Genomic DNA, 23,586 nt, shown 5'->3' with positions numbered 1-23,586 from the left:
ATCGACCACCCCTTGAGCAGAAGTGAGACTACCTATTGTTCCTGAACGGAACAAAAAAGAAGGAAAAAACCCCGCTCCGGCGCGTGCGGGGGAACACGCACCGGAGCGGGGAGCCCGTGGGGACGGGGACCTCGGCGGGCCTCCGGAGCGGAGGCCCGGCCTACGAGGGAGCTGTCTTTCAGCGGGGCCGGGCCGCGCACGTCCGGGGATCACGGTCACCCTCCGCCGAAGGTGACCACGTCAGCCGGCGCGCCGCCGGACTCAGCCGAGGTGCAGCTGCTGGCCCGGGTAGATGAAGTCGGCGTCGGCGACGATGTCCTTGTTCAGCTTGAACAGCTTCTGCCAGCCGCCCTTGACGTGCTTCTTCTCGGCGATCGAGCTGAGGGTGTCGCCCTTGACGACCTTGTACTCGCCGTCACCCTTCTTGACCTTCTTGCCGGTCGGGGTGGTGACGGTCTTCTGGGCGGCGGGGCGCTCCGCGGAACGCGAGGCGGGCTGCTCCGTCGTACGGGTGGTGGTGCTCTGCGCGCCGCTCGACGACGAGGACGAGGAGGAGGTCGACGGGGTCGTGGCGCCACCGCTGTAGGCGGCGCTGGACAGGCCGGTGCCGCAGGTCGGCCAGGCACCCTTGCCCTGCGCGGCGAGGACCTTCTCACCGATGGCGATCTGCTGCGACTTCGAGGCCTGGTCGGCGGTCGAGGCGTAGGCGGTGCCGCCGTACGCGGCCCAGGTGGAGGAAGAGAACTGCAGGCCGCCGTAGTAGCCGTTGCCGGTGTTGATCGACCAGTTGCCGCCGGCCTCGCACTGGGCGACGGCGTCCCACTCGGAGGCGGTGGCGGCGGATGCGTTGCCTGCCGCCATCAGCGGGGCGGCGATGGCGACACCGGTGACACCGGCGAGCGCGGCGACGCGGGTGGCCTTGTTCGGACGGCGGTGCTTGCCCTTGCTGGAAAACAGCATGGAGTGATCCCCTCACCGACGCCTGCGAGGTGAGCTGTCGGGTTCGGGCCGGTTGAGTTGCCCGGCCGCGCACCTTCGGCCCTGTCTCCAGGACGTCCGGCACGCGACTTAACCCCAAGCCGTTCCCAGGTGTCTCTCGACTCCCGGGCCCGGCGCCTACCTGGGTCCCCCGCTCCTGCCTACGGCGCATGACGCGACGACTGTTCCCGTACGGCCGTTGGCAGGATTCGGCGTTGCGACCGTCGGAGCCCGCTGTGGCGAGCAGTCACGACCGTAAGCAGTCGATCGGCGGAAATTCAAAGACGATCAGGGCTTCTGAGACTCATGTCTCACTCGCACCAAACCGGACATTCCACAGCGAACCGTGACGCGAACTCCCGCTAGTTCTGCACCGTTTCGGCGGTGACGGCAATGCTCCGACCTGGGACGACGAGGCCGGGACCGGTGTCCGCGGCATCGGTGGCCGCGGCGGCCGCGGCGGCCAGGTAGCCCGACCCGTCCTCAAGGCCGAGGACGTCGGAAACATTCCAGATGTTCTTTCTGGCGTACGAGTTGTCGGTGATGTCGCTCGAAACGCTGGAGACGCCGGAGGCGTGCCGTCCGGTCGCGCTGTCGGTGGGACCGGCGGTCGCACCCTCCGAGGCATCCGTGCCGCGGTGCCGCCCGGTGCCGGTGCTCGCGGCGACGGAGGCGCCCGAAGAAGCGTCCTTCCGTCCGGACTTGCCCGACTCGTCACTCTTGTCGGCCGTCTTGGCCGAGGCGCTGGGACTCGGCGAGGCACTGGACTTCGCGGCACCGTCGGTCGCGCCCGAGGAGTCACCGTCGATCGAACCAAGCAGGTCGGACGAAGTGGACAAACCGGATGAGCCGGTTGAACCGGCATCACTCCCGGCACTCGCCGAGTCGCCGGCCACGCCCGTGTCGACCTGGACCCCGGCCGAGTTCTTGCTGAGGCCGGAGAGCGGTCCACAGCTGGGCCAGGCCGCGACGCCCTGCTCGTCGAGCAGCTTCTCGGCGACGGCTATCTGCTGCGAGCGACTGGCCTGGTCAGGCCTCGACGCGTAGGCGAGACCGCCGTGCGCCTCCCAGTCCTCCTGGTCGAGCTGAAGACCGCCGTAGTACCCGTTGCCCTGGTCGGCGCTCCACGCGCCACCGCTCTCGCACTGCGCCACCTGGTCCCAGACGGTCCCGTCGGCCGCGTTCGCACTCGCCGCGGCGAGCAACGGGATGACGATGGCCGATCCGGTCACGCCCGCGGCGACGATGAGGGCTGGGGCCTGACGAGGGCGACGGTGACGGCCGTTCCCGGAGAGCATGCGGAAGCCTTTCGCGTGACAGCGGGGGAGCACCGCGGCTCCTGCGAAGTAAGAAGCGCAGGTGCCGCGTTGATGGGTGAAGGTAGCCGCACTCGAACGCTGGTTACAAGTCGATGCAGTACAGATCACGTGAAGATCACAGATTTGACGGACCGTCACGTTCCGGTAGCCGGAAGGGCGCTCTTTCCGGTATGCGGAAGAACCCCCTCGACGGGATTCCGAAGGGTCGCCGATGAACCGATCAAGGACTATTTGACCGGGGTGAACTCCACAGGAAGCGTGCGCAATCCACGCATAATGAGCCCACCACGCCAGCGCAAATCGGCCGATTCTCCAGCGAGTTGGAGGTCGGGAAGGCGGCCGAGGAGTGTGCCGAGCGCGGTCTGGCCCTCCAGCCGGGCGAGCGGCGCGCCCAGGCAGTAGTGGATGCCGTGGCCGTAACCCAAGTGCTGAAGGTCACGTCGCGCGAGGTCGAGCGTGTCCGGCTGTTCGAAGCGCTCGGGGTCACGGTCCGCGGCGGCGAGGACCACGAGCACGGGGTCGCCGGCCGCGATGTCCTGCCCGCCGATCCGCACGTCCTCGGTCGCGAACCGCCAGGTGGCCAGCTCCACGGGCCCGTCGTAGCGCAGGAGTTCCTCGACGCCCGTCTCCAGCAGCCCGCTCTCCCCGGCCGCGAGGGAGGCCTGGAGGCGAGCCCGCTCCCCGGGGTGGGTGAGGAGGGCGTGCATCCCGTTCCCGATGAGATTGACGGTGGTCTCGAACCCGGCGAAGAGCAGGATGAAGGCCATGGCGGCGGCCTCGTTCTCGGTGAGGTGCTCGCCGTGGTCCGAGGCGCGGATGAGGGCGGAGATGAGGTCCTCGCCCGGTGCGGGCTCCGGCGTCAGCGCCTCCCGCTTGCGGTGGATGAGTTCGGCGAGATAGCCGCGCATCTTCTTCACGGACCGGGCCACCCCACCCCTCGGCCCGCCTCCGTGCCGGATCATCATTCCCGCCCAGTCCCGGAAGTCGTCCTGGTCCTCGCGCGGGACGCCGAGCAGGTCGCAGATGGCGTAGATGGGGAGCGGGAAGGCGAACTCGTGGATGAGGTCCGCCGATCCCCTGGCCGCGAAGTCGTCGATGAGCCGGTCCGTCAACTCCTGCACCCGTGGGGCGAACTCGGCGACGCGCCGGGGTGTGAAGGCCTTGCTGACGAGCCGCCGCAGCCGGGTGTGGTCCGGCGGGTCGATGTTCAGCAGATGCGTCATCAGCTCGGCCTTGCGCTCCCCGGGGATCCCGGTCCTGCCCTTCGCGTGCGCGGGTTCGTCGTGATGCGCGGGATTCTTGGACAGCCGCTGGTCGGCGAGCGTCTGCTTGGCGTCGGCGTACCGCGTGACGAGCCAGGCCTCCACCCCGCTGGGCAGCCGGGTGCGGTGCACCGGCGCGTGCTCCCTGAGCCAGGCGTAGGCCGGGTAGGGGTCGGTGGCGAACTCCCAGGTGAAGAGTTCGGGGGCGGGGCTGGCAGGGGTTTCGTGCTCGGTCACTCCCCGACCGTATCCGCAGGGGGCGGCGACGCCCGGCCGACCGGCGACCGGACGGCACACCGGCGGCGACCCGGGGCGCGTGACGGCGACGGGGACGAAGACGGGGGAGACGGAGACGGGGACGGGGGCCGTCCACGCCCGCTTCACCCCGGGCTGTCCCGACATGGCTTGCTGTTTGACTCCGCCTCTCGGCACCTCCCTACATTCACGCGGTGGACCCCGAAATACTCAGATCCAGCTTCGCGGTCGTGGAACGACGGGCCGAGTTCGCGGTCAAGTACTTCTACTCGCATCTCTTCCGCCACCACCCGGAGCTCCGCGCGCTGTTCCCGGCGGACCTCCCGCAGGACATGGAACGGCAGCGGGACCGGCTCTTCGCGGCGCTCACCTTCGTCATGGACGGGCTGGAGGATCCGGACCTGCCGCGGTATCTGCGGGATCTCGGCCGCGACCACCGCAAGTACCTGACCCGGCCGGAGCACTACGCAGCCGTCGGAGCGAGCCTGATCGCCGCGTTCGCGGTCGTCGCGGGCTCGGCCTGGAGCACCGAGGCCGAGAAGGCCTGGGCCGAGGCGTACGGTTCGATCGCGCAGCTCATGATGCAGGGCGCCGGGGAGGCCCGGCATCACGGCGAACCCCCGTGGTGGGACGCGGAGGTCGTCTCCCGCACCCGGCACGGCGACGATCTCGTCGTCCTCACCCTGCGGCCGCGGCAACGGCTCACCCACTCCCCCGGTCAGTACGTCAGCGTCAGCGTGCCCCATCTGCCGTGCGTCTGGCGCCCCTACTCCCTCGCCAACGCGCCCCGCGCCGACCGCACCCTCGACCTGCACATCAGCCGCGTCGAGGACGGCCTGCTCTCCACCGCCCTCGTCCGGCGGACCCGGGTGGGCGATGTCCTGCGGCTGGGCGCGCCCGGCGGCAGACTCACACTGCGGACGCCGCCCGGCCGGCCCCTCACCCTCATCGCGGCCGGCACCGGCTGGGCACCGGTGAAGGCCCTGCTGGAACAGCTCGACACCGCCCACGAGGCCCGGCTGTTCCTCGTCGCCCGCGACATCGCGCACCTCTACGACCGGCCCGCCCTCGAACGCCTGCGGGCCCGGCTCCCCGAGCTCGCCGTCACCGTCATCACCCCCGCGCCGGGCCGCCCCAAGGCCCAGGCGACCGAACGGCTGCTCACCGCGCTGGGCAACCGGGCCGGCTGGTCCCGGCACGACGTCTATGTCGCCGGTCCGCCCGATCTCGTCGAGGAGGTCGGCGCGGCCCTCCCCGCCCTCGGGACACCGGCCGACCGCGTCTTCCACGACCCGCTGCCGCCGACCGGAGAGAGCCGTCCGCGCCCGGTGGGCGCGGCGGAGTGGCTGCTCGACCGCCCCCCGCCGGCCTGGCACAACCCGGCAGGCCGCGCTCCGGGACCCTGAACCGGCCCCCACCCCCTACCCGGCCCCTTCTCCCCCTCTCCCCTTCGCCCTTTCCGCCTGCTTCTCCCTCCCCCCTCTTTCCCGCCCCTCGCTGTCGTCCTCTTTCCCGCCCTCTTTCCCGCCCTCGCTGTCGTTCTGGCCGCCGACGCGGCCGCCGACCCGCTACCGTCCTCCGTCGTCCCCGGTGTGGTCCTCGTCGTCCCCGGCGCCGTACTCGTCGGCGTCCTCGTCCCCGTCCGTCTCCACGCCCTCCGCCCCGCGGATCGCGTCCCGGTAGGTCCGTGCCGCCGCGCGCAGCGCCGCCTCCGGGTCCACGCCCTCGGCCTCGGCGCGGACGGCCATCGCCAGCAGCTCGTACCCCACGCCCTCTCCCGCGGGCAGCGGAACGTCAAGTCCCGCCGTACGCGCCCGGGACGACAACTTGGCCGACAGCGCCAGGCCCGGCTGGCCGAGCGGGACGCCCTCGGTGACGGAGGTGCGCCGCTTCTCCTCGGCCTTGGTCCGCAGCCAGTGCTCCCGGACCTCCTCGGGCGTCGTGGCCTTCTCGTCGCCGAAGACATGGGGGTGCCGGTGGATCAGCTTGGCGACGATGCCGCCGGCCACGTCGTCGATCGAGAAGGGGGCCTCCTCGTGGTCCTCTGCCATCCGCGCGTGGAACACGACCTGGAGCAGGACGTCACCGAGCTCTTCGCGCAGTTCGTCCCGGTCGCCTTCCTCGATGGCCTCGACGAGCTCGTACGCCTCCTCGATGCCGTACTTCGCCAGGCCCTTGTGTGTCTGCTGCGACGACCAGGGGCACTCGACGCGGATGCGGTCCATCACCTGGACGAGGTCGAGCAGCCGGGCGCCCGGCAGGTCGTACGAGGCGGGGAGCAGTTCCAGGTCCGGCATCCGTATGCGGCCGGAGCCGGCCAGCCGGGCCAGACCGTCGGTGAGCCGGGACTCGCCCTCACCGGTGGCGACGACAACCAGCGAGCGGCCGCCGGCACACGCGTCGACCACGTCCTCCGCGGTCGGGGACTCCAGGTCCACGGTGACGCCGGCCTCGCGCAGATACGGCAGCTGCGGGTGCCCGGCGTCCGCGCACAGCACCCGGTCGGCGCCGTGCAGCGCCTGCCAGGCCGGCCAGGACAGCAGACCGGGCGCGACCCGGTGGCTGGTGGTGAGCAGGACGACACGGCCGGGGTCGGCGGCGGTCGCCCCGACGGTGGCCGCGCCGGCGGCGGTCACCTCGGCTGCGGTCCCATGGGCGACGATCCCAAGGGCAGCGGTCGGCTCACCGGCCTGAGCGGCCCCCGTCGGTTCACTGATTGCGTTCACCCCTCGAACGTAACCCACACCGCCGACACCCCCCGAGTTGTCCACAGGGTCCGGGGGACGCCGTCGAGCGGCGGTTACGCGGGCTGCTGCTGGGTCCCCGCCGACGAGACCTCCCGCAGCCACGGCGTCTTGGCGTCGACGCGGCTGCTCTTCTGGACGTCCCAGGCGCCGTAGCGCGGGTTCAGGTCGACATGGAGCTGCTTGGAGGCGACGGACATGGCCTTCCAGAAGGTGGCCTTGCCGTCGGTGGTGTTCATGTCGACACCGAGAGCGGCGGCGAGCTTCCGGGCCTCGATCTCGGTGCGCAGGCTGTCGTCGAGACGCTTGGGCGCCACACCGTAGTTGGACAGCCAGGCCGTCTCCAGGGCCTTCGAGCCGCCCGCCTGCTGTTCGAGGGCCGCCCGCATCTGCTGGGAGTCCTTGCGGGTCACGGTCACACCGGCGTTCTTCGCCGCACGGTCCAGCACGCGGTCCAGGACCATGCCGTGCAGGGTGTCGCGGGTGAGGGTGCCGCTGTTGGCGATGACCTGCTCGTACTGGGCGTCGTCCTTGCTGGCGGCCCGCTGCGCCGAGCGCACCTCGTTCACCCGGCCCTCCAGTTGCGCGACGGTGATCCGCTGCCCGTCGACGACAGCCGCCGCGCCCGGATGGGCATCGCTGCCACAGCCGGTGAGCAGTGGGGCCGCGGCGACGATCGCTGCGGAGAGGACGAGCGCGGTGCGACGGCGGCGGTGCAAGGAAGCCTCCCGAGGAGATTGTGCGACGGTGCACAAAGTCTTGCGGTGATCGATGGTAGGCAGTGGCCCGCCTCTCGGCCAGCCATTCGACCAACGATTCACCACGACTTCAGGCACCGTCGTGCGATCCCCGCCTCGCGGAACGCCCCCGGTCCGCTCTTACGGGTGACCACGCGCTCCCGGTCGACCGGCCGACCGGGAGCGCGGCCGTCCTCTCCAGGACCCGTCCGTACGTCAGCCGGTGATGGCGACCGGCGCGTCCCAGGCGTCGCGGTCCACGGTGAACGTGACGCCGCCGTGGGTCTCCTTGCTGTTGACCATGTACTGGTGCGCGCGGCTGTGGTCGGTGAACTGGGTCGCGCCCCAAGGCCAGTCGGTGGTCGTGGTGTTCGTCTTGTCCCACAGCGCGTACCAGAGGTTGCCCGGCAGATCCGTCTTGTCGGTCGCGGTCGCGACGGCCTTGGCGCTCGAACTGGTGAAGCCGTAGTACCCGGTGCGGAACGTCTTGGCGTGCAGGGTCTTGTCGAAGGCGCGCACATACGTCAGCACGGCGTCGTTGCAGGCCTTGTTCGTGATGTCGTACGACTCCATGTCGAGGTAGACCGGGCTGCCGGCCTTCATCCCGAGGGCGGTGGCCTTGGCGACCGCGTCAGCGCCGTCGGTCGCGCCCATGGAGGCGGCGGTCGAGGCGGTGAGCTTCTCGGGGCTGCTCCCGGTCTGACAGGACGGCTGGGCGCCCACGTACAGCGGGATGAGCTTCCAGCCCAGGGTGCTGACCGACTTCACCCAGGACGCGGTGAGGTTGGGCTGGCCGCATCCGCGGTTCTCGCCGCCGATGTACACGGCCGCCGCTCCGTAGAAGCCGGTGTGCCAGGCCTTCATCGCGGTCAGCGAGGGCGCTGCGCAGGTGTCGAAGGCGCGGCCCGTGAAGGTCTTCTGGGCGGGCCAGGTGGTTGCCGCCATGGAGGTCTGCGCGGCGATACCGGCGCCGGCGACGACGGCGACACCGGCCGCCCCCCACGTGATGTACCGGCGCTTCCGCGACTGACGATGGTCGGACATCTGAACCCACCCCTGGTTGTGCCGGTGGTACCGGCCGGTTGTGCGATGACAGCGCACGCGGCGCACAAGGAGACGCGCGCGGCACGAAGGAGAGCGCAACTTAACCGGACGCGCATGCCCGTTCGGGAAAGAGAGCCCCTGGAAAGTCTCAAGATCCTCTCAGGGCCCGGCAAAATCTAGCCGCGCACCTGCCCCAGCCATTGCAGTGCCCCCCGGATCTCGGCCGCGAGGGGGTGTCCGGGGCCGTGCAGCCGCTCCACGTCGTGCAGCAGCCGGGCCAGTGTGCCGCCGGCGGCGCCGCGGTCGCCGAGCGCCAGCAGCAGGTGCCCGATGCGGCGACGGACGTCGAAGGCGAGTTCCGGGTCGTCGACCGCGTACTGGTTCTCGTAGTACGGCAGCAGCGCGCGGTACTCGGCGAGCGCCGCCGCCGGTTCGCCCAACTGCTCCAGGCACTGGGCGGATTCGTAGCGGTAGCGCAGGGACTGGGGATCGGCCCGGCCTGCCTCGGCGGCGCGTTCGTCGGCGAGGCGGCGCAGTTCGGGCAGCGCGCGCCGGTACTGGCCGTCGTCCATGAGCGTGGCCGCGTACTGCTTGCGCAGGGTGCGTACGACCGGGGAGTGCTCGCCGTGCTGCTGTGCGGCGGTGGGCAGGATCGCGCCGAGGACGTCGACGGCCTGGGTGATGCGGCCCTCGCCCAGAAGGCGCTTCACCTCGTCGACGGCGCCGGCGACATCGGGCTTGTCGGCGTCCCGCACGACGGGTGCGGGCCGGGGTGCGGGCGTGCGCGCACGGTCCGGCCAGGGGGCGTGCGGGCGCAGGAAGGGGCGCGTCGGGTCGAGCGGCGCCCCGGTGGGGGTTCCGCGCGCGGGCAGGAGCAGCGCCAGTTGCTCGTACACCTCCTGCGCGGAGGCGGGCCGGTGCTGCGGGTCCTTCGCGAGCAGGCGCAGAACCAGGTTCTCCAGCGCCTCCGGGACCTCGGGGCGCAGCCCGCGCACGGGCGGCGGCGGCTCGTACAGGTGCCGGTGCAGCACCCCGAGCGCCGTCGAGCCCGTGAACGGCACGTCGCCGCTGAGGAGTTCGTGTATCAGCACACCGAGCGCGTACAGGTCGGTGTACGGGCCGACCGCGCCGCCCATCGCCTGCTCGGGCGCCATGTAGGCGGGCGAGCCGATGGGGGAGCCGGTGTGCGTGAGGCGGGTGGTGTCGGTGTCCATGACGGAGGCGACGCCGAGGTCGAGGACGGTCACCGTGCCGTCCTGCTTCACCATCACATTGCGCGGCTTGAGGTCACGGTGGACGATCGGCACGGCGTGCACGGCGCTCAACACCGCGCACAGTTGCGCGGCGACCGCGACCGCCCACTGCCACGGGTAGGGGTCGTGCTCGGCGAGGTGATCGGAGAGGTCGGCGCCGTCGACGTACTGCATGACGAGGAACAGCTCCTCGCCCTCGCTGCCCGCGTCGTGCACGGTGACCAGGCCGGGGTGGTCGACCTGGGCGGTCACCCGGCACTCGCGCGCGAAGCGGCGGCGCAGTTCGTCGGCCTCCTGGCCGACGACCTTGTCGGCGCGCAGCAGCTTCACCGCGACGCGCCGGTCGAGCCGTTGGTCGTAGGCCGTCCAGACCTGGCCCATGCCTCCCTGCCCGATGAGCGTGGCCAGTTCGTACCGGCCGGCGACGACGCGTCCGGCCGCCGTCACCGTCCGCCCTCGTGTCCGCCGTACCGCGGGTCCTCGTGCTTGCGCAGATAGTCGCTGAGTTCGTCGAGCTCGGCGCGCACCTGGTCGATACGGGCGGGTGCGGCTCGCCGCGACGGGGGCTGGGGCATCGGCGCGTTCGGCAGGTACGGCTGCGGCTGCGGATTGAGGACACCCGGGTACGGCGGGGCGGGCGGCGCGGGCTGCGGAAAGCCGTACGGCCCGTGGGCGGTCTGCACGTGGAACGGCGCGTGGCGCGTGGACCGCCGCCACGCACGGTGGAAGCGGATGTCGCTGACCAGGTAGTACGCGACACAGCTGGCGCTGAGGACCATTGACCCGATCAGCGCGACATCGTCCCAGGGGTCGCTCTCCGGCAGCGTACCGACGATCCCGAGCAGGCCGATGGACACGGGCAGCGTCACCCAGGCCGCCGCCCAGTCGAACCACCGCCCGCGCCGGAGCGCCACTTGGAACAGCGGAAGACAGGCGAACAGACCGCACGACAGGAGCCCGGCGACGGAGAACAGAACACGCAACGCGATGACGGTTACCGTGCCGCGGATGGGTGGCGTCCCGCCGTGGCCGTACATGACTGCTCCCGGGCCTGGGTTCGATAGGAGTTCGAGCGTATAGGCCGACACGGACGACCGGTCCAGGGTTGTACCGAGACGTTGTCGAACTGATCACCTCGTACGACGCCGCAGGTGGCGTCGGGGCGGGCAGCCTGGTCCTGGAGGAGCCGGAGCGCGCGGCCCGGGGCGGCGGGCGGAGCGCGCGGGGCCTCAGCCCGGGGGTACCGTCCCGTCCGTCAGCCCGTCGTACATGCCGCGTACGAGCTGGTCCCCCAGCCGGCCCGCGTGCCTGAGCGCCCGCTCGAACTCGTCGAGCGCACGGAACCGGGCGCCGTAGCGCCGCTGTTCGTCCAGCGGGAGCCGGGGCAGTTGCAGGCGGCGCACGTCGAGCCGGGTGGCGGTGGACGCGTAACTGCTGGCCTGGCGGTTGTTGGCGGTGCCCCGCAGGAACCCGGCGAGGAACCACGGGTCGAGTGCCGCGGGATCGGGGCGCAGGAGCACGAGGTTGCGCCCGAGGACGGCGCCCACCGACGCGCCGTCGACCACGCGTACCACCGATCCGCCGCCGAGCACCGGCACGACCACGTCGCCCGCCTCCGTCAACACGGCTTCCTCGTCCGTCTCGGGCAGCGTCCCCGAGGGGCCGGTGCCGGCGAGCACGTCGTGGTCGGTGAGGACGGGCACGCGCGCGTGACCGCCGTTTCCGCCCGCACGCATCACCAGGGCGCTCCCGCGGGCGAGTTCGCCGACGGTGGTGAGCGGCCAGCGGACGGGCCGCTCCGTCGTCGCGGGGGACGGGGTGAGACCCGTGGTCAGGCGCAGCGTCTCGTCGAGGCACTCGCGCACGGCCGCGAGCTGCTCGGCACCGTCGGCCGCCGCCGGGGGCGGGAGATGGCGGGCCGGGGCGAGGTCGACGTCGTCGTCGAGGAGTTCGATGACGGGAACGGAACGCGCCAGACCGGGCCGCTCCGGGAGCGTGCCGTCCCGGTCGTGGGCCCACCAGGTGTCGAGTACGACGTCTCTGACGGCCTGCCAGTCGGGACCGCCACGCCCCTCGCCGGCGAACTGCCCGGCGTCGGCGAGCAGCACCTCGGGCCGGCCGGGCGCCTTCTCGGGCCGGCGCAGCACCCACAGGTGCAGGGGGATGTTGTACGGAGGTGCCGCGCCGACCGGCAGGGCGACGACGGCCCGCAGCGCGCCGCGGCGCAGCAGGTCGGCGCGGATACGGCGCCCGGAACGGCGGGAAGCGGTGGCGGGCGGCATGAGCAGGACGGCGGTGCCGCCGTCCCGCAGCCGGGCCAGCGCGTGCTGCACCCAGGCCAGCTCGGACTCGGCGCGCGCCGGGAAGCCGTACTCCCAGCGCGGGTCGTAGGCCAGTTCGTCGTGACCCCAGTTGCGCTCGTTGAACGGGGGGTGGCACAGGACCGTGTCGGCGCGCAGCCGCGGGAACGCGTCGGCGCGCAGGCTGTCGCCGACGGCCGCCCGCACGGTGGCCCGCCCGTGCAGGGCGAGCCGGAGCGCGGTGAGCACGGCGAGTTCGGGGGCGCTGTCCTGGGCGTGGAACTCCATGCCGGGGCGGGTGTCGAGGGCGCGCAGCAGGGCGCCGGTGCCGCAGGCCGGGTCGAGGACGGTGCGGGTGGGGCCGGCGAGGTCGGCCATGAGGCGGGCGAGCTCGGTGGGGGTGGGCGTGAACTGGCGCGAGTTGGCGTCGAGGTGCCGCCCGAGCAGGAACTCGAAGGTCTGGCGGGCGCCCAGTTCGGCGGCGAGCTCGGCCGCGCCGCGCAGGAGAGGGACGGAGGGGAGCAGCTCGGGGCCGGTGGGGAGGGGCACCGCGAGAGCGGCGGGGACGGAAGGGGCATTTGGGAGGTGTGGGGTGCGTGGGGCATTCGGGGTGTTCGGCTCGTTCGGGGTGTTCAGGGTGCGCGGGGCTGCCGATCCTCCTGAAACCACGTCTGGAGTGTTCACAGTTACCGGTCGATTCACAGCCGACGACGGCTCCGCACTCACCTCGGCGTGAACGCCACGTTCGGCTTGCACCCGGCCGAACCGCGGGACGGTCACCTGCTCCAGCGCGGCCGGCAGCAGTGCGGCGAGACGCTCGTCGGAACCGGCGCCCACCTCCAGCCAGACCGTCGGCCGGTCATGGATGAGCAGCAGCACGCAGCCGACGTGGGCGAGTGCGGCGGCCGGGCCCTCGGGGTGACCGGCGAGTTGCTGCCATACCCGTTCCCGCAAAGGCACTTCGGCGAGTTTGCCCTGATGGCGCAGCCAGGCCTCGACCTCGGCGAGCGCGAACGACGGGCTGGCCTCCGTACCGCCGACGGGCTTGGGAAAGTCGGCGTGGCGACGGCGCCAGTTGCTCACGGCCGCGCGGCCGACGCCGGCCAGCCGTGCGATTCCGGCGGCGGTCACCTCGGTCGCGTTGTCCTGCACTCGCACCGCTCCTCTCGTCCCGACTCGTCCCTCTGTGTGTCGAGCATACCGACGCAGGCAAGATCTACCCGTTCACACTGTGCACACAAGAGATCTCGTGAACCGTGTTGACTCGATTCACAGGCTCTGGTCTTATTGACCCAGCGAACGAGCGGCTGCCACCAAGGCGTCCGCCGGGGGAGGAAACCGCCGTGGGCATGAAGGGCAGGGCCGCGCTGAGTGCCACCGTGGGCCTCGTCGTCATCGGTGTCGTCTCGGCACACGCCGGCGGCCACGGCCACGGCCACGGACTCGGCCGCACGGGCGGCGCCGACAAGGGCTCGGTGTCCGCGACTCCACAGCCCGGCGCCCGGCAGCACACCGGTTCGCCCGGTGCGGACGAAAAGACTCACTGACCTGCCGCCGCACACCCCGCCCCGCCCCGCCATACGTACCGAACACCGCTTGCACGCACCGCATCGCACAACACCACCCCGCACCGCACCGCACCGCTTCGACTCTGTCCGGCCTGTGCGCGTTCAGAGTCCCGCAACCGAGAGCCCTGCCCACGGGCGCTCGGCCCGTTCCGACCTCACTCTCGAAGGACACATCCCGATGCGTCATCCCTCCCGTGCCGCCAAGGCGCTGCTCGCCGCCGCCGTGCTCCCGCTGGCCCTGACGGCCTGTTCCTCCGCGAGCGGCACCTCGTCCTCGTCCGCCACGGCGGACAAGCCCAAGGACCCCAACGCCGGTCTGCTGACCGGCGCGCAGCTCAAGAAGGCGCTGGCGCCCGCGTCGTTCTTCGCCGCCGGTTTCGCGGTGGACCCGAAGGGCGCGCGGGACTCCGGCACCACGTACATCGCGCCGAGCTCCTCGCCCGCGGCGAAGCCCGACTGCGTGCTCCTCGGCGGCACCGGCTGGATCTCGATCACCGGCGACACGGGTGTCTCCTTCGCCCAGAACGACTACGTCAGCAAGAACACGTCCGAGGACATCGCCCAGGAGATCGACACCTACCGCGGCACGACCGCTGAGACGGTGCTGGCGAACCTGAAGAAGGCCGTCGCCTCGTGCGCGACCTACCCCGACTCGGACACGCACACCAAGGTCAAGGTCACCGGTGCGGACACCTCCGGCCTCGGCGACGCCGCCTACACCATCACCCTGACCGACAGCGCCTGGCAGAACGGCTCGACCCTCATCGCCGTGCGCTCCGGTACGGACCTCGTCACGGTGATGTCCACGGACGGGAAGGACAACGGCGCGGCCACGGGGAAGAAGCTGGCCGACCGGATCGTGACGTCCCTGAAGGGGGAACACGCGCACGCGTGACCCGTCGGATGGGAGCATGACGCCCCCGAGAGGTTTCTCGGGAGCCCGGGAGTCTTCCCGGGAGGCACAGGGTCTTCGGGGGTGTGATGGACAAGCGCTTGGAAGCCGGCTGGTTCCAGCGGCTGGTGTGGTCGGTCGTGGCGGTCGGTTCGTTCGGCCTGCTGGTGTGGCTGCCGTTCCTGTACGTGGCGATCCGCCGGGGGCGAGGGTCCGACTGGGGCGCCTTCGTCTCGTTCGCGCTGTACGAGGTGGGGTCGGTGTCGCTGGCGAACGTCCCGCACGACAAGGGAGACGCGGCCTTGGCCCTGGTCGCCCTCTCCACCCTGGCCATCGCCGTGTGGCTGCTGGCAGGCCCGCTGTTCGACAAGCGCGCGCCGCGGAACGTCATGGCCGGCCCGGTCCCTGCCCCCTGGCCCGCCCAGGCCCCCGGCAACCCGTACATGCGCTGACACCCGGTACCTCGCACACGCGCCGGCGGCCTCCTGTCCGCCGGGACCCTGCCGGTCACGCGCCGACACCCTCCGGGGCCGCCACCGTCCACGGCGGCGGCCCCACCTCGCACCACAGCAACTTCCCGCTCCTGCCGAACAGATCGTCGCCGAGCGCATATCCGCCCCAGGCGTCGGCGAAATGGCATACGAGGAACAGCCCCCGCCCGCCGTCCGCCTCGGCCGGCACGGGACGCAGCGTGCCGTGCGGCTTGTCGAACGGGGGCGGGATGTGCGGGTCGGCATCCCAGACGCTGACCTGCAGACGGCCGCCCCCGAGAGCCCGGAGCCGCAGCATCGCGGGCCCGCCGGAGTGCCGGTAGGCATTCGTGACAAGCTCCGAGGCCAGCAACTCCGCCGTATCGGCGATGCGCGCCATCCCGTGACCGTTCAGCACGGCCCTGAGCGTGACCCGGGCGACGCGCGGCGCGAGCGGATCGTGCGGCAACTGGAGGGCGTACGCCCAAGACGGGGACGCATCGGACTTCTCCGGGGATACGGTGACCATGAACGCCTCCTGCGGTGGGGGTACTTGGGTTCGCTCTTCCGGCCCTGCCGGGCGGTGGCATGTCGCGGGGGGCACGTACACGTGGGCACCTGGGCGTACATGGTGGCGCGGTGCGCTTCCGGCTTACGGGCGGGGCGAGTTGAGCGACTCGGGACTCACCGTAGAGCGATTCATGGACTACATTCCACGAATCGCATGGAATGTAGTCCCTAATGCCTTCGTGTGGGTGACCCACGCGCCATACGTACGAACGGGAAGTCGCCGCTCATGCCGCAGCCGAGCCCTCTGCCCACCGCGCGACGCCGACGGCTGGGTGCCGAACTGCGACGACTGCGCGAGCGCGCGGACCTGTCCGCGACGGAGGCCGCCGTGCGGGTCGGAGCCACACAGTCACGCGTGAGCAACATCGAGGCGGGTCGCTACGGGGTCAGCGCCGACCGCGTGCGCGCCCTGGCCCGCCACTACGACTGCACCGACGAACCGCTGATCGACGCACTCGCGGCCATGACAGGTGAGCGACGGCGCAACTGGTGGGAGGAGTACCGCGAGATCCTCTCGCCGCGCATGCTGGACCTCACCGAGGTCGAGCACCACGCTGTCGCACTCCGCGTGGCGAATGTCATCAACATCCCCGGCCTGCTTCAAACCACGGACCACGCTCGCGTCCTGTTCAGCCATACCGTTCCGCCGCTGAAGCCCCACGAGATCGAGCACCGCGTCTCGCACCGCATCAAGCGCCAGGCCCTGCTGCACCGCGAGGAACCCCAGCCGTACACCGCGATCATCCACGAAGCCGCCCTGCACATGCGGTTCGGCGATCGCACCACGGTCCGAGCCCAGCTCCACCATCTGAACGCCATGAGCGAACTCGACCACGTCACGATCGCCGTCATCCCCTTCGCCAGCGGCCCGTTCCACACGTCCGGCCAGGGAATCGACTACTTCCACGGCCCGGTCCATCAGCTCGACACCGTCCAGTTGGACACCGACCACGCCGCCGAACTCATCGATGCGCCAGCCAAGTTGGAGCGCTACCACCTGGTCCTGGACCGCATGCGGCAAGCCGCGCTCCCCCAGACGAAGTCCCGCGACTTCATCGCCCAGCTCGCCAAAGCCGTCTGAAGGAGCCTTCGATGCCCGAACTGAACTGGCAGAAGTCCACGTACAGCCAGGAGTCGTCCTCCTGCGTCTACGTCGCCGCCACCCCCACCGGAACGATCCTTCTCCGGGAGAGCGACTCCCCGGAGACCCTCCTCACCACCGGACCGCGCCAACTCGCCACCCTGATAGCCGCCCTGACCGTCAGAGGTGATCGGCACGGTCGGGCGCGCTTGATCGGTTGAGGGGCCTGGGCCTGCGCGCCCGTCGGCGACGCGCCGGGCCACCTCGCGCCCGTCAACCCGTCGGCCTGACCACGCCGAAGGGGGCGGGCCCGCGGCTCGCCCCCTTCTCGACCGGGACCACTTCCGCTCCGGCCGCGGCTCAGCCGCCGTCTGCGCGACCGGCGGCGGTCAGTTCGCGTGGAACCGCTTCGGTGCCTCCGTCGGATTGCCGCCCGTCGGCAGCTTCTGGCCGGAGCAGCCGGCCAGCACCTTCTTCATGGCCGCCTTCTCGGCGCTGGTGACCCACAGTCCGTACTTCTTCTTCACCGCCACCTGCGCGGCGACGTACGTGCAGCGGTACGTCTTGTCGGGCGGGAGCCAGGTCGCGGTGTCGCCGTCGCCCTTGCTGCGGTTGGCGCTCGCGCCGACGGCACGGAGGTTGAGCGGGTCGTTGGCGAGCGCTATCCGCTTGCTGGCGTCCCAGTACTTGGCGCCCGTCTGCCAGGCGTCCGAGAGCGCGACCAGGTGGTCGATGTCGACCAGACTGCGCCCGCGGACGAAGGTGACGTCCTTGCCGCCGTACGGATCGGGTTCGAGGACTCCGCGGGACACCTTGCACTTGCCGTCGCTGAACCTCACCTCTTTGAGGTCCCGCTTGAGGATGTCGTCACGGGTGTCACACGAGTTCGCGTCGGTGTCGGCCCAGGCCGTACCGAACCGCTCCCTGCTGTAACCGGTCTTGGGCGCGCGCCCCTTGACGGCCAGCGAGTCCACCGCGGCGTAGGCGGCGCCACCGCCGCCCGCCGCCGTCTCCTGCGGTCCCGCCGAGCCCATGGCGTCCTTCTTGCAGCCACTGACTCCGGCACCCATGACGAGCACCGCCAACGCGGCAGCCGCCGCCCCACCCCTCAGACGCAGCACAGCGCCCTCCCCTTCGCCTCCCCGGGTCCGCCCAGATCGGACGTGATTCCCGTCTGCCCAAGGTAACGGCCGCCATTCCTCGGCCATACCAGGCATCGATGGGCAATAGGCGCACGCCGGGCGTATCGTCGGTCGTGAGTCACCTCCGGAAGGAGCTCTGGATGGGCATCTTCGACAGGTTCAAGAGCAGTCACGCGGCACAGGAGAAGGCAGGACAGATGTCCGATGCCGCGGAGAAGCAGGCCAACAAGAAGACCGGCGACAAATACACGGACAAGGTCGACGACGCACAGCAGAAGGCCGAAGGCGCGATGGGGATGGACCGCAACCGCGACCGGCCGGAGCAGTCGTAGCCGCAGCGGTGCCGGCACAGTCGTAGCCGCGGCGATCCGAGAACCGTTTCCCCCTCCAGCCCCATCGCGGCATACCGCCGGGTGGGGCAGTGGCCGTGGAGGTGCGCCTGCCGCACCCGCTCGGGCCCGCCCCACCCGCTCGGGCGTCAGACCTTTCCGATGCCCAGTGTCGTCTCCGACGGCAGCAGCCCCGAGCTCAGCACCGCGACCCAGAACTCGCCGAGCAGGTCCGCGAGGCGGGTGACGGCGTCCGCGCCGAGTGACTGCCAGGGGGCGGCGGCGAGGCGGTCGGTGTGCCGCTCGACCTGGCGGCGCAACTCACGGCCGGCGTCCGTGGCCACGCCGTCCTCGCCCACCAGGCCCCGTGCCGCCAGGCGGTCCCGCGCCGCGGCCCACTCCTCGGGGCTCCAGCCACGGCTCTCGAAGCGCTCCACCGAGGCCGCGCCTGTCGCCGCGAACGAAACCAGTGACTCGGCCGGATCCAGGCCCGCGACGAGCAGCGCCGCGAGGTGGCCGTCGCCCCGGTGTTCGCGCAGGATCGTCGCCGCATGCCAGAGCTGGAGGTGCGGGGCCTCCGGCCAGGCCAACTCGGCGTTGGCAGCGGCGAGCTGGCGCCCCTCGGTGTTCGCCGCCTCGGCGGCGAGGCGGGCCAGCGCGGCGGCCTCGGCGAGTTCGGGAGCGGTGACACGGTCGGCGAATATCGCGCGGTACGCCCGGTCGACGGACCGGTCCCGCGCCGCGAGCACCCGCTCCGGACTCGCCGTCCGCCAGGCCGAGTCGACGTGCTCGTGCACCATGCGCGGGCTGAAGCTGTAGAAGGCGGAGGCCACTCGCCGACTGCCGACGGCCCCCAACGGCGCCGCACGGTAGGGGAAGTAGCTGGGCCAGCGCTCCTCGGTCCCGTATCCGAGCGCCGACGCCTCCTCGAATGCCTCGGGCGCGTAGTACAGCACGGCATGCAGCGGCTCCAGCAGATGCCAGAGCTGGCGCACCCGGCCGAGATCGACGTCCGCCCCTGCTGTCGGCGCCGCCTCTCCGGGCATCCCTTCCTCCGCGGTCCCCGCCCCGCCGGTCCCACTCGCCCCGCTCACGCTCCCGGACATGACTCCACCCCTCACCCTCGTCATGTGTCGACACGCTCACAACTTGACACTGCCAAGATTGCCCGAGCCGCCGGAACTTGTCAACGACTAGATTCGGCGTACGCTGCTGTCATGCATCTCGCGAAGACCAGCGGCTCCGAGCGGCCTTACCACCACGGGGACCTGCGCCGCGCCATCCTCGGCGCCGCTCTCGACGTCATCGCCGACGAGGGACCCTCCGCGCTGAGCCTGCGTGATCTGGCCCGCCGCGCGGGCGTCTCGCACGCCGCCCCGGCCCACCACTTCAAGGACCGCGTCGGCCTGCTCACGGCCATCGCGGCGGAGGGCTTCGGGCTCCTGGCGACGGCGCTCGACGACGCGGCCGACCTGCGCGACGCGGGCGTGCGCTACGTACGTTTCGCGCGGGAGTACCCCGCCCACTTCCAGGTCATGTTCGCCCCGGAGCTGCTCCGCGAGAACGACCTGGAGCTCACGACGGCCCGGACGCTCGCCGGCGTACGGCTGCGCGCCGCCGTCTCCGCGCTCCCCTCGGAAGGCCGCGGCCCCGACACCCGGCTCGCCGGTATCGCGGCCTGGTCCCTGGCCCACGGCTTCGCCACACTCCTGATCAGCCACAACCTGGACGGCCAGGTGGGCGAGGAGGACCCCGAAGAGGTCTTCCACGCCCTGACGGACATGCTGTTCCGCCCCCAGCGGCCTTGATCAGGACCGGGCCCCCGACACGGGAAGGAACCGCTACGACCCCAGGATCGAAGCCAGGAACTCCCCGGTCCAGCCGAGCAACTCCCGCCCCACCAGGGGCTTTCCGCCGACCTTCGCGGTCTTCGGGCGCGGGACGAGGACCTGGTGGGCGGTCGGCTTGATGACGGTTCCCGGGTAGAGCCGCTTCAGGCGCAGCTCCTGGGACTCCCTCAACTCCACCGGCGCGAAGCGGATGTTGTTGCCCTGGAGGACGATCTCGCCGACCCCGCAGGCCCGCGCCAGCATCCGCAGACCCGCCACCAGGAGCAGGTTCTCGACCGGCTCGGGCAACTTGCCGTACCGGTCGACGAGTTCCTCGCGTACGGCCTTGACGTCCTCCTCCGTGTTCGCGGAGGCGATGGACCGGTACGCCTGGAGGCGCAGCCGCTCGCCCGGCGCGTACTCGTGCGGGACGTGCGCGTCGACCGGAAGCTCGATCTTGACCTCCAGCGGCGGCTCCTCCTCCACGCCGCCCTCCAGGGAGGCGCGGTAGTCCGCGACCGCCTCACCCACCATGCGTACGTACAGGTCGAAGCCGACGCCGGCGATGTGGCCCGACTGCTCGCCGCCGAGCAGGTTGCCCGCGCCGCGGATCTCCAGGTCCTTCATCGCCACGTACATGCCCGCGCCCATCTCGGTGTGCTGGGCGATCGTCGCGAGCCGCTCGTGGGCCGTCTCCGTGAGGGGCTTCTCCGGCGGGTACAGGAAGTAGGCGTAGCCGCGTTCCCGGCCGCGGCCGACCCGGCCGCGGAGCTGGTGGAGCTGCGACAGGCCGAAGTTGTCGCCGCGCTCCACGATCAGCGTGTTGGCGTTCGAGATGTCGATGCCCGACTCGACGATCGTCGTCGAGACCAGCACGTCGAACCTCTTCTCCCAGAAGTCGACGACCACCTGCTCCAGCGCCTGCTCCCCCATCTGGCCGTGGGCCGTGGCGATCCGCGCCTCCGGGACGATCTCCCTGAGGCGGGCGGCCGCCCGGTCGATGGACTCGACCCGGTTGTGGATGTAGAAGACCTGGCCCTCGCGCAGCAGTTCACGGCGGATCGCCGCGCCGATCTGCTTCTCCTCGTACGGGCCGACGAAAGTCAGCACCGGGTGCCGCTCCTCCGGCGGGGTGGTGATCGTCGACATCTCACGGATGCCCGTCACCGCCATTTCGAGCGTACGGGGGATGGGGGTGGCGGACATCGTGAGGACGTCGACGTTGGCGCGGAGCTTCTTGAGCTGCTCCTTGTGCTCGACGCCGAAGCGCTGCTCCTCGTCGACGATGACCAGGCCCAGGTCCTTGAACTTGGTCTCGGAGGAGAACAGGCGGTGGGTGCCGATGACGAGGTCCACCGAGCCCTCGCGCAGCCCCTCCAGGACCGCCTTGGCCTCGGTGTCCGTCTGGAAGCGGGACAGGGCGCGGACGTTGACCGGGAACTGCGAGTAGCGCTCGGAGAACGTGCCGAAGTGCTGCTGCACCAGCAGGGTCGTGGGGACGAGGACCGCCACCTGCTTGCCGTCCTGCACCGCCTTGAACGCGGCGCGGACCGCGATCTCCGTCTTGCCGTAGCCGACGTCGCCGCAGATCAGACGGTCCATCGGGACCGTCTTCTCCATGTCCTCCTTGACCTCGGCGATCGTCGTGAGCTGGTCGGGCGTCTCCGCGTAGGGGAACGCGTCCTCCAGCTCGCGCTGCCAGGGCGTGTCGGCGCCGAAGGCGTGGCCCGGGGCCGCCATCCGCGCCGAGTACAGCTTGATCAGGTCCGCGGCGATCTCCTTGACCGCCTTCTTGGCGCGTGCCTTGGTCTTCGTCCAGTCGGCGCCGCCCAGGCGGTGCATCGTCGGGGCCTCACCGCCGACGTACTTGGTGATCTGCTCCAGCTGGTCGGTGGGGATGTAGAGACGGTCACCGGGCTGGCCGCGCTTGGCGGGGGCGTACTCGACGACCAGGTACTCGCGGGTCGCGGTCTGGACCGTGCGCTGCACCATCTCGATGTAGCGGCCGACACCGTGCTGTTCGTGCACGATGTAGTCGCCGGTCTCCAGGGTCAGCGGGTCGATCGTCTTGCGGCGGCGGGCCGGCATCCGGGCGCCGTCCTTGCCCGCCGCCTTCTGGCCGGAGAGGTCGGTCTCCGTCAGGACGGCGAGTCCGAGCACCGGGTCGACGAAGCCGTAGTCGATGGAGCCGCACGCCACGTGTACGACGGAGGGGCCGATCTCGGTGAGGTCGATGTCCAGGCGGGCGGCGATGCCCTCTCCGCCCAGCACCTCGACGGTGCGTGCCGCCGGACCGTGCGCCTCCGTGACGTAGACCGTGCGCCGGCCCTCGGCCAGCCACCCCTTGGTGTCGGCGAGCGCGCGGGCGGTGTCGCCGCGGTAGCTCTCCGGGGCGTGCATGCCCAGCTTGAGGGTGTCCCCCACCCCGCCGGCGAAGGCGTCCGTGAGTTCCCCGTCGGCGGCGAACGGCGACACCGACCACCACATCATGTCCAGCTCGCGCGCCCGGTCCCGTACGTCCGCGATGGACCACAGGGAGGCCGCGCCGACGTCGATGGGCGCCTCGCCGCCCCCGGCCGTCGCCGCCCAGGACGCCTGGAGGAACTCCTGCGAGGTCGCGACCAGGTCGGAGGCCCTGGTCCGTACCCGCTCCGGGTCGCACACGACGGTCATCGCGCCCTCGGGCAGGACGTCGAGCAGCAGCTCCATGTCGTCGACGAGGACCGGGGCGAGCGATTCCATGCCCTCCACGGCGATGCCCTCGGCGATCTTGCCGAGGAGTTCTCCGAGCTCCGGGTGAGCCTCGGCGAGGGCCGCGGCCCTCGCCCGCACGTCCTCGGTGAGCAGCAGTTCGCGGCAGGGCGGGGCCCACAGGCCGTGTTCGGCGACCTCCAGGGAACGCTGGTCCGCGATCTTGAAGTAGCGGATCTCCTCGATGTCGTCGCCCCAGAACTCCACCCGCAGCGGGTGCTCCTCGGTGGGCGGGAAGACGTCCAGGATGCCGCCGCGGACGGCGAACTCGCCGCGCTTCTCGACGAGTTCGACGCGGGAGTACGCGGCTGCCGCGAGCGCCGCGACCGTGTCGCCCAGGTCGGCGGTGCTGCCGGTGCGCAGGACGACCGGCTCCAGGTCGCCCAGGCCCTTGACCTGCGGCTGGAGGACCGAGCGGATGGGAGCCACGACGACGGACACCGGGCCGGTCTCGGGGTCGTCGGGACGCGGGTGGGAAAGGCGCCGCAGGACGGCGAGACGCCGGCCGACGGTGTCCGACCTGGGCGAGAGCCGCTCGTGCGGCAGCGTCTCCCACGACGGGTACTCCGCCACGCCGTCCGGCGGGAGCAGGGTGCGCAGGGCGGCGGCCAGGTCCTCGGCCTCCCGGCCCGTGGCCGTCACGGCAAGCACGGTTCGGCCGGTCTCGCGGGCGAGCGCGGCGACGGCGAACGGGCGCGCCGCCGGTGGGCCGACCAGGTCGACGTGCATCCGGTTGCCGTCGCCGGCGGCCTTCACCGCCTCCGCGAGGGCGGCGTCCTTGACGACGGCGTCGAGCAGACCGTGCAGGCTCATGAAGGGCTTCCATCCCGGGGAGAGGGCAACGCGAGACGCCCGACACGTGGGACGGGCCGGGGGCATCCAGCCTACGACTCCGCGCCCGCTCGCGCGTGACCGTCCACCGGGGCCCGCGCCCCCGCCCCGTGACCGGCCGCGCACCCGGTGCCGGGCCCAGGCCCCCTGCCCCGGGCCCGGCACCCCGGGTCCAGGACTCCCGACCCACGCCCCTCGCCGGCCGGACCCGGCTCGCCCCGCCGCCCGCCC

21 protein-coding genes and 1 riboswitch are annotated in these 23,586 nt (G+C 71.5%); of the genes, 8 read left to right on the top strand and 13 right to left on the bottom strand.

All coding sequences use genetic code 11. The annotated features are described in order from the left end of the window. Positions 1 to 261: 261 nt before the first annotated feature. The 3 genes from OHT01_RS23675 to OHT01_RS23665 all read right to left on the bottom strand — a co-directional run bounded on the left by OHT01_RS23675 (position 262) and on the right by OHT01_RS23665 (position 3,796). Positions 262 to 960, bottom strand: a complete 699-nt coding sequence (locus OHT01_RS23675; protein ID WP_328555129.1) for a transglycosylase family protein — start codon at positions 958 to 960, stop codon at positions 262 to 264. A gap of 4 nt (positions 961 to 964) precedes the next feature. Then, positions 965 to 1,157: riboswitch (cyclic di-AMP (ydaO/yuaA leader) on the bottom strand. A gap of 183 nt (positions 1,158 to 1,340) precedes the next feature. Then, complete coding sequence (locus tag OHT01_RS23670) at positions 1,341 to 2,210, bottom strand: transglycosylase family protein (RefSeq protein WP_328555128.1); 870 nt, start codon at positions 2,208 to 2,210, stop codon at positions 1,341 to 1,343. A 314-nt stretch (positions 2,211 to 2,524) separates the two neighbouring features. After that, positions 2,525 to 3,796, bottom strand: coding sequence for a cytochrome P450 family protein (locus OHT01_RS23665; protein WP_328555127.1), 1,272 nt, complete (start codon positions 3,794 to 3,796; stop codon positions 2,525 to 2,527). A 212-nt stretch (positions 3,797 to 4,008) separates the two neighbouring features. On the opposite strand from OHT01_RS23665, the gene OHT01_RS23660 reads away from it, so the two are divergent. After that, positions 4,009 to 5,220 carry a globin domain-containing protein gene (locus OHT01_RS23660; RefSeq protein ID WP_328555126.1) on the top strand — a complete coding sequence of 404 codons (1,212 nt, stop codon included), beginning with the start codon at positions 4,009 to 4,011 and terminating at the stop codon, positions 5,218 to 5,220. Positions 5,221 to 5,382: 162 nt separating this feature from the next. On the opposite strand, the gene OHT01_RS23655 is transcribed toward OHT01_RS23660, so the two are convergent. From OHT01_RS23655 to OHT01_RS23630, 6 genes are all read right to left on the bottom strand, one after another. Then, complete coding sequence (locus OHT01_RS23655) at positions 5,383 to 6,450, bottom strand: nucleoside triphosphate pyrophosphohydrolase (protein ID WP_328558234.1); 1,068 nt, start codon at positions 6,448 to 6,450, stop codon at positions 5,383 to 5,385. A gap of 164 nt (positions 6,451 to 6,614) precedes the next feature. Further along, the gene (locus OHT01_RS23650; protein WP_328555125.1) at positions 6,615 to 7,277 is read right to left on the bottom strand and encodes a SurA N-terminal domain-containing protein; all 663 of its coding nucleotides are present in this window, start codon (positions 7,275 to 7,277) and stop codon (positions 6,615 to 6,617) included. Positions 7,278 to 7,511: 234 nt separating this feature from the next. Further along, positions 7,512 to 8,339, bottom strand: coding sequence for a glycoside hydrolase domain-containing protein (locus OHT01_RS23645; RefSeq protein ID WP_328555124.1), 828 nt, complete (start codon positions 8,337 to 8,339; stop codon positions 7,512 to 7,514). A gap of 176 nt (positions 8,340 to 8,515) precedes the next feature. After that, positions 8,516 to 9,973 (bottom strand): protein kinase domain-containing protein, encoded by a 1,458-nt coding sequence (locus OHT01_RS23640; protein WP_443043545.1) that lies wholly within the window; start codon positions 9,971 to 9,973, stop codon positions 8,516 to 8,518. A 62-nt stretch (positions 9,974 to 10,035) separates the two neighbouring features. Further along, the gene (locus tag OHT01_RS23635; RefSeq protein ID WP_328555123.1) at positions 10,036 to 10,575 is read right to left on the bottom strand and encodes a hypothetical protein; all 540 of its coding nucleotides are present in this window, start codon (positions 10,573 to 10,575) and stop codon (positions 10,036 to 10,038) included. Positions 10,576 to 10,821: 246 nt separating this feature from the next. Then, positions 10,822 to 13,044, bottom strand: a complete 2,223-nt coding sequence (locus OHT01_RS23630; protein WP_328555122.1) for an N-6 DNA methylase — start codon at positions 13,042 to 13,044, stop codon at positions 10,822 to 10,824. Positions 13,045 to 13,235: 191 nt separating this feature from the next. On the opposite strand from OHT01_RS23630, the gene OHT01_RS23625 reads away from it, so the two are divergent. The 3 genes from OHT01_RS23625 (at position 13,236) to OHT01_RS23615 (ending at position 14,804) form a co-directional block, all read left to right on the top strand. Beyond that, on the top strand, positions 13,236 to 13,439 hold the full coding sequence (locus OHT01_RS23625; RefSeq protein WP_328555121.1) for a hypothetical protein: 204 nt from the start codon (positions 13,236 to 13,238) through the stop codon (positions 13,437 to 13,439). A 199-nt stretch (positions 13,440 to 13,638) separates the two neighbouring features. Further along, the gene (locus OHT01_RS23620) at positions 13,639 to 14,355 is read left to right on the top strand and encodes a hypothetical protein (RefSeq protein WP_328555120.1); all 717 of its coding nucleotides are present in this window, start codon (positions 13,639 to 13,641) and stop codon (positions 14,353 to 14,355) included. Between the two features lie 86 nt (positions 14,356 to 14,441). Further along, on the top strand, positions 14,442 to 14,804 hold the full coding sequence (locus OHT01_RS23615; RefSeq protein ID WP_328555119.1) for a hypothetical protein: 363 nt from the start codon (positions 14,442 to 14,444) through the stop codon (positions 14,802 to 14,804). A 55-nt stretch (positions 14,805 to 14,859) separates the two neighbouring features. Here the strand turns inward: OHT01_RS23615 and OHT01_RS23610 are convergent, their stop codons facing one another. Then, a complete protein-coding gene (locus OHT01_RS23610; RefSeq protein WP_328555118.1) occupies positions 14,860 to 15,351 on the bottom strand; it encodes an ATP-binding protein in 492 nt (163 codons plus the stop codon). A gap of 267 nt (positions 15,352 to 15,618) precedes the next feature. Between OHT01_RS23610 and OHT01_RS23605 the strand changes: the two genes are divergently transcribed. Together OHT01_RS23605 and OHT01_RS23600 are read left to right on the top strand one after the other, a co-directional pair. Beyond that, positions 15,619 to 16,473 (top strand): helix-turn-helix domain-containing protein, encoded by an 855-nt coding sequence (locus tag OHT01_RS23605; RefSeq protein WP_328555117.1) that lies wholly within the window; start codon positions 15,619 to 15,621, stop codon positions 16,471 to 16,473. An 11-nt stretch (positions 16,474 to 16,484) separates the two neighbouring features. Beyond that, entirely contained in the window at positions 16,485 to 16,694 is a 210-nt protein-coding gene (locus tag OHT01_RS23600; protein WP_328555116.1) for a DUF397 domain-containing protein, read from the top strand. A gap of 168 nt (positions 16,695 to 16,862) precedes the next feature. Here the strand turns inward: OHT01_RS23600 and OHT01_RS23595 are convergent, their stop codons facing one another. Beyond that, positions 16,863 to 17,594 (bottom strand): HNH endonuclease family protein, encoded by a 732-nt coding sequence (locus OHT01_RS23595; protein ID WP_328555115.1) that lies wholly within the window; start codon positions 17,592 to 17,594, stop codon positions 16,863 to 16,865. Positions 17,595 to 17,755: 161 nt separating this feature from the next. Here OHT01_RS23595 and OHT01_RS23590 point away from each other — a divergent pair, with 161 nt between their 5' ends. Beyond that, positions 17,756 to 17,947, top strand: a complete 192-nt coding sequence (locus OHT01_RS23590) for an antitoxin (protein WP_328555114.1) — start codon at positions 17,756 to 17,758, stop codon at positions 17,945 to 17,947. A gap of 146 nt (positions 17,948 to 18,093) precedes the next feature. On the opposite strand, the gene OHT01_RS23585 is transcribed toward OHT01_RS23590, so the two are convergent. After that, entirely contained in the window at positions 18,094 to 18,990 is an 897-nt protein-coding gene (locus OHT01_RS23585; RefSeq protein ID WP_328555113.1) for an SCO6745 family protein, read from the bottom strand. A 171-nt stretch (positions 18,991 to 19,161) separates the two neighbouring features. On the opposite strand from OHT01_RS23585, the gene OHT01_RS23580 reads away from it, so the two are divergent. After that, the gene (locus OHT01_RS23580) at positions 19,162 to 19,752 is read left to right on the top strand and encodes a TetR/AcrR family transcriptional regulator (protein WP_328555112.1); all 591 of its coding nucleotides are present in this window, start codon (positions 19,162 to 19,164) and stop codon (positions 19,750 to 19,752) included. 33 nt (positions 19,753 to 19,785) lie between these two features. On the opposite strand, the gene mfd is transcribed toward OHT01_RS23580, so the two are convergent. Further along, positions 19,786 to 23,337, bottom strand: coding sequence for a transcription-repair coupling factor (mfd, locus tag OHT01_RS23575; RefSeq protein WP_328555111.1), 3,552 nt, complete (start codon positions 23,335 to 23,337; stop codon positions 19,786 to 19,788). Positions 23,338 to 23,586 lie beyond the last annotated feature (249 nt).

This window comes from Streptomyces sp. NBC_00358, assembly GCF_036099295.1.
Classification (GTDB): Bacteria; Actinomycetota; Actinomycetes; order Streptomycetales; family Streptomycetaceae; genus Streptomyces.
This window is presented reverse-complemented; position numbering and strand designations above follow the sequence as displayed.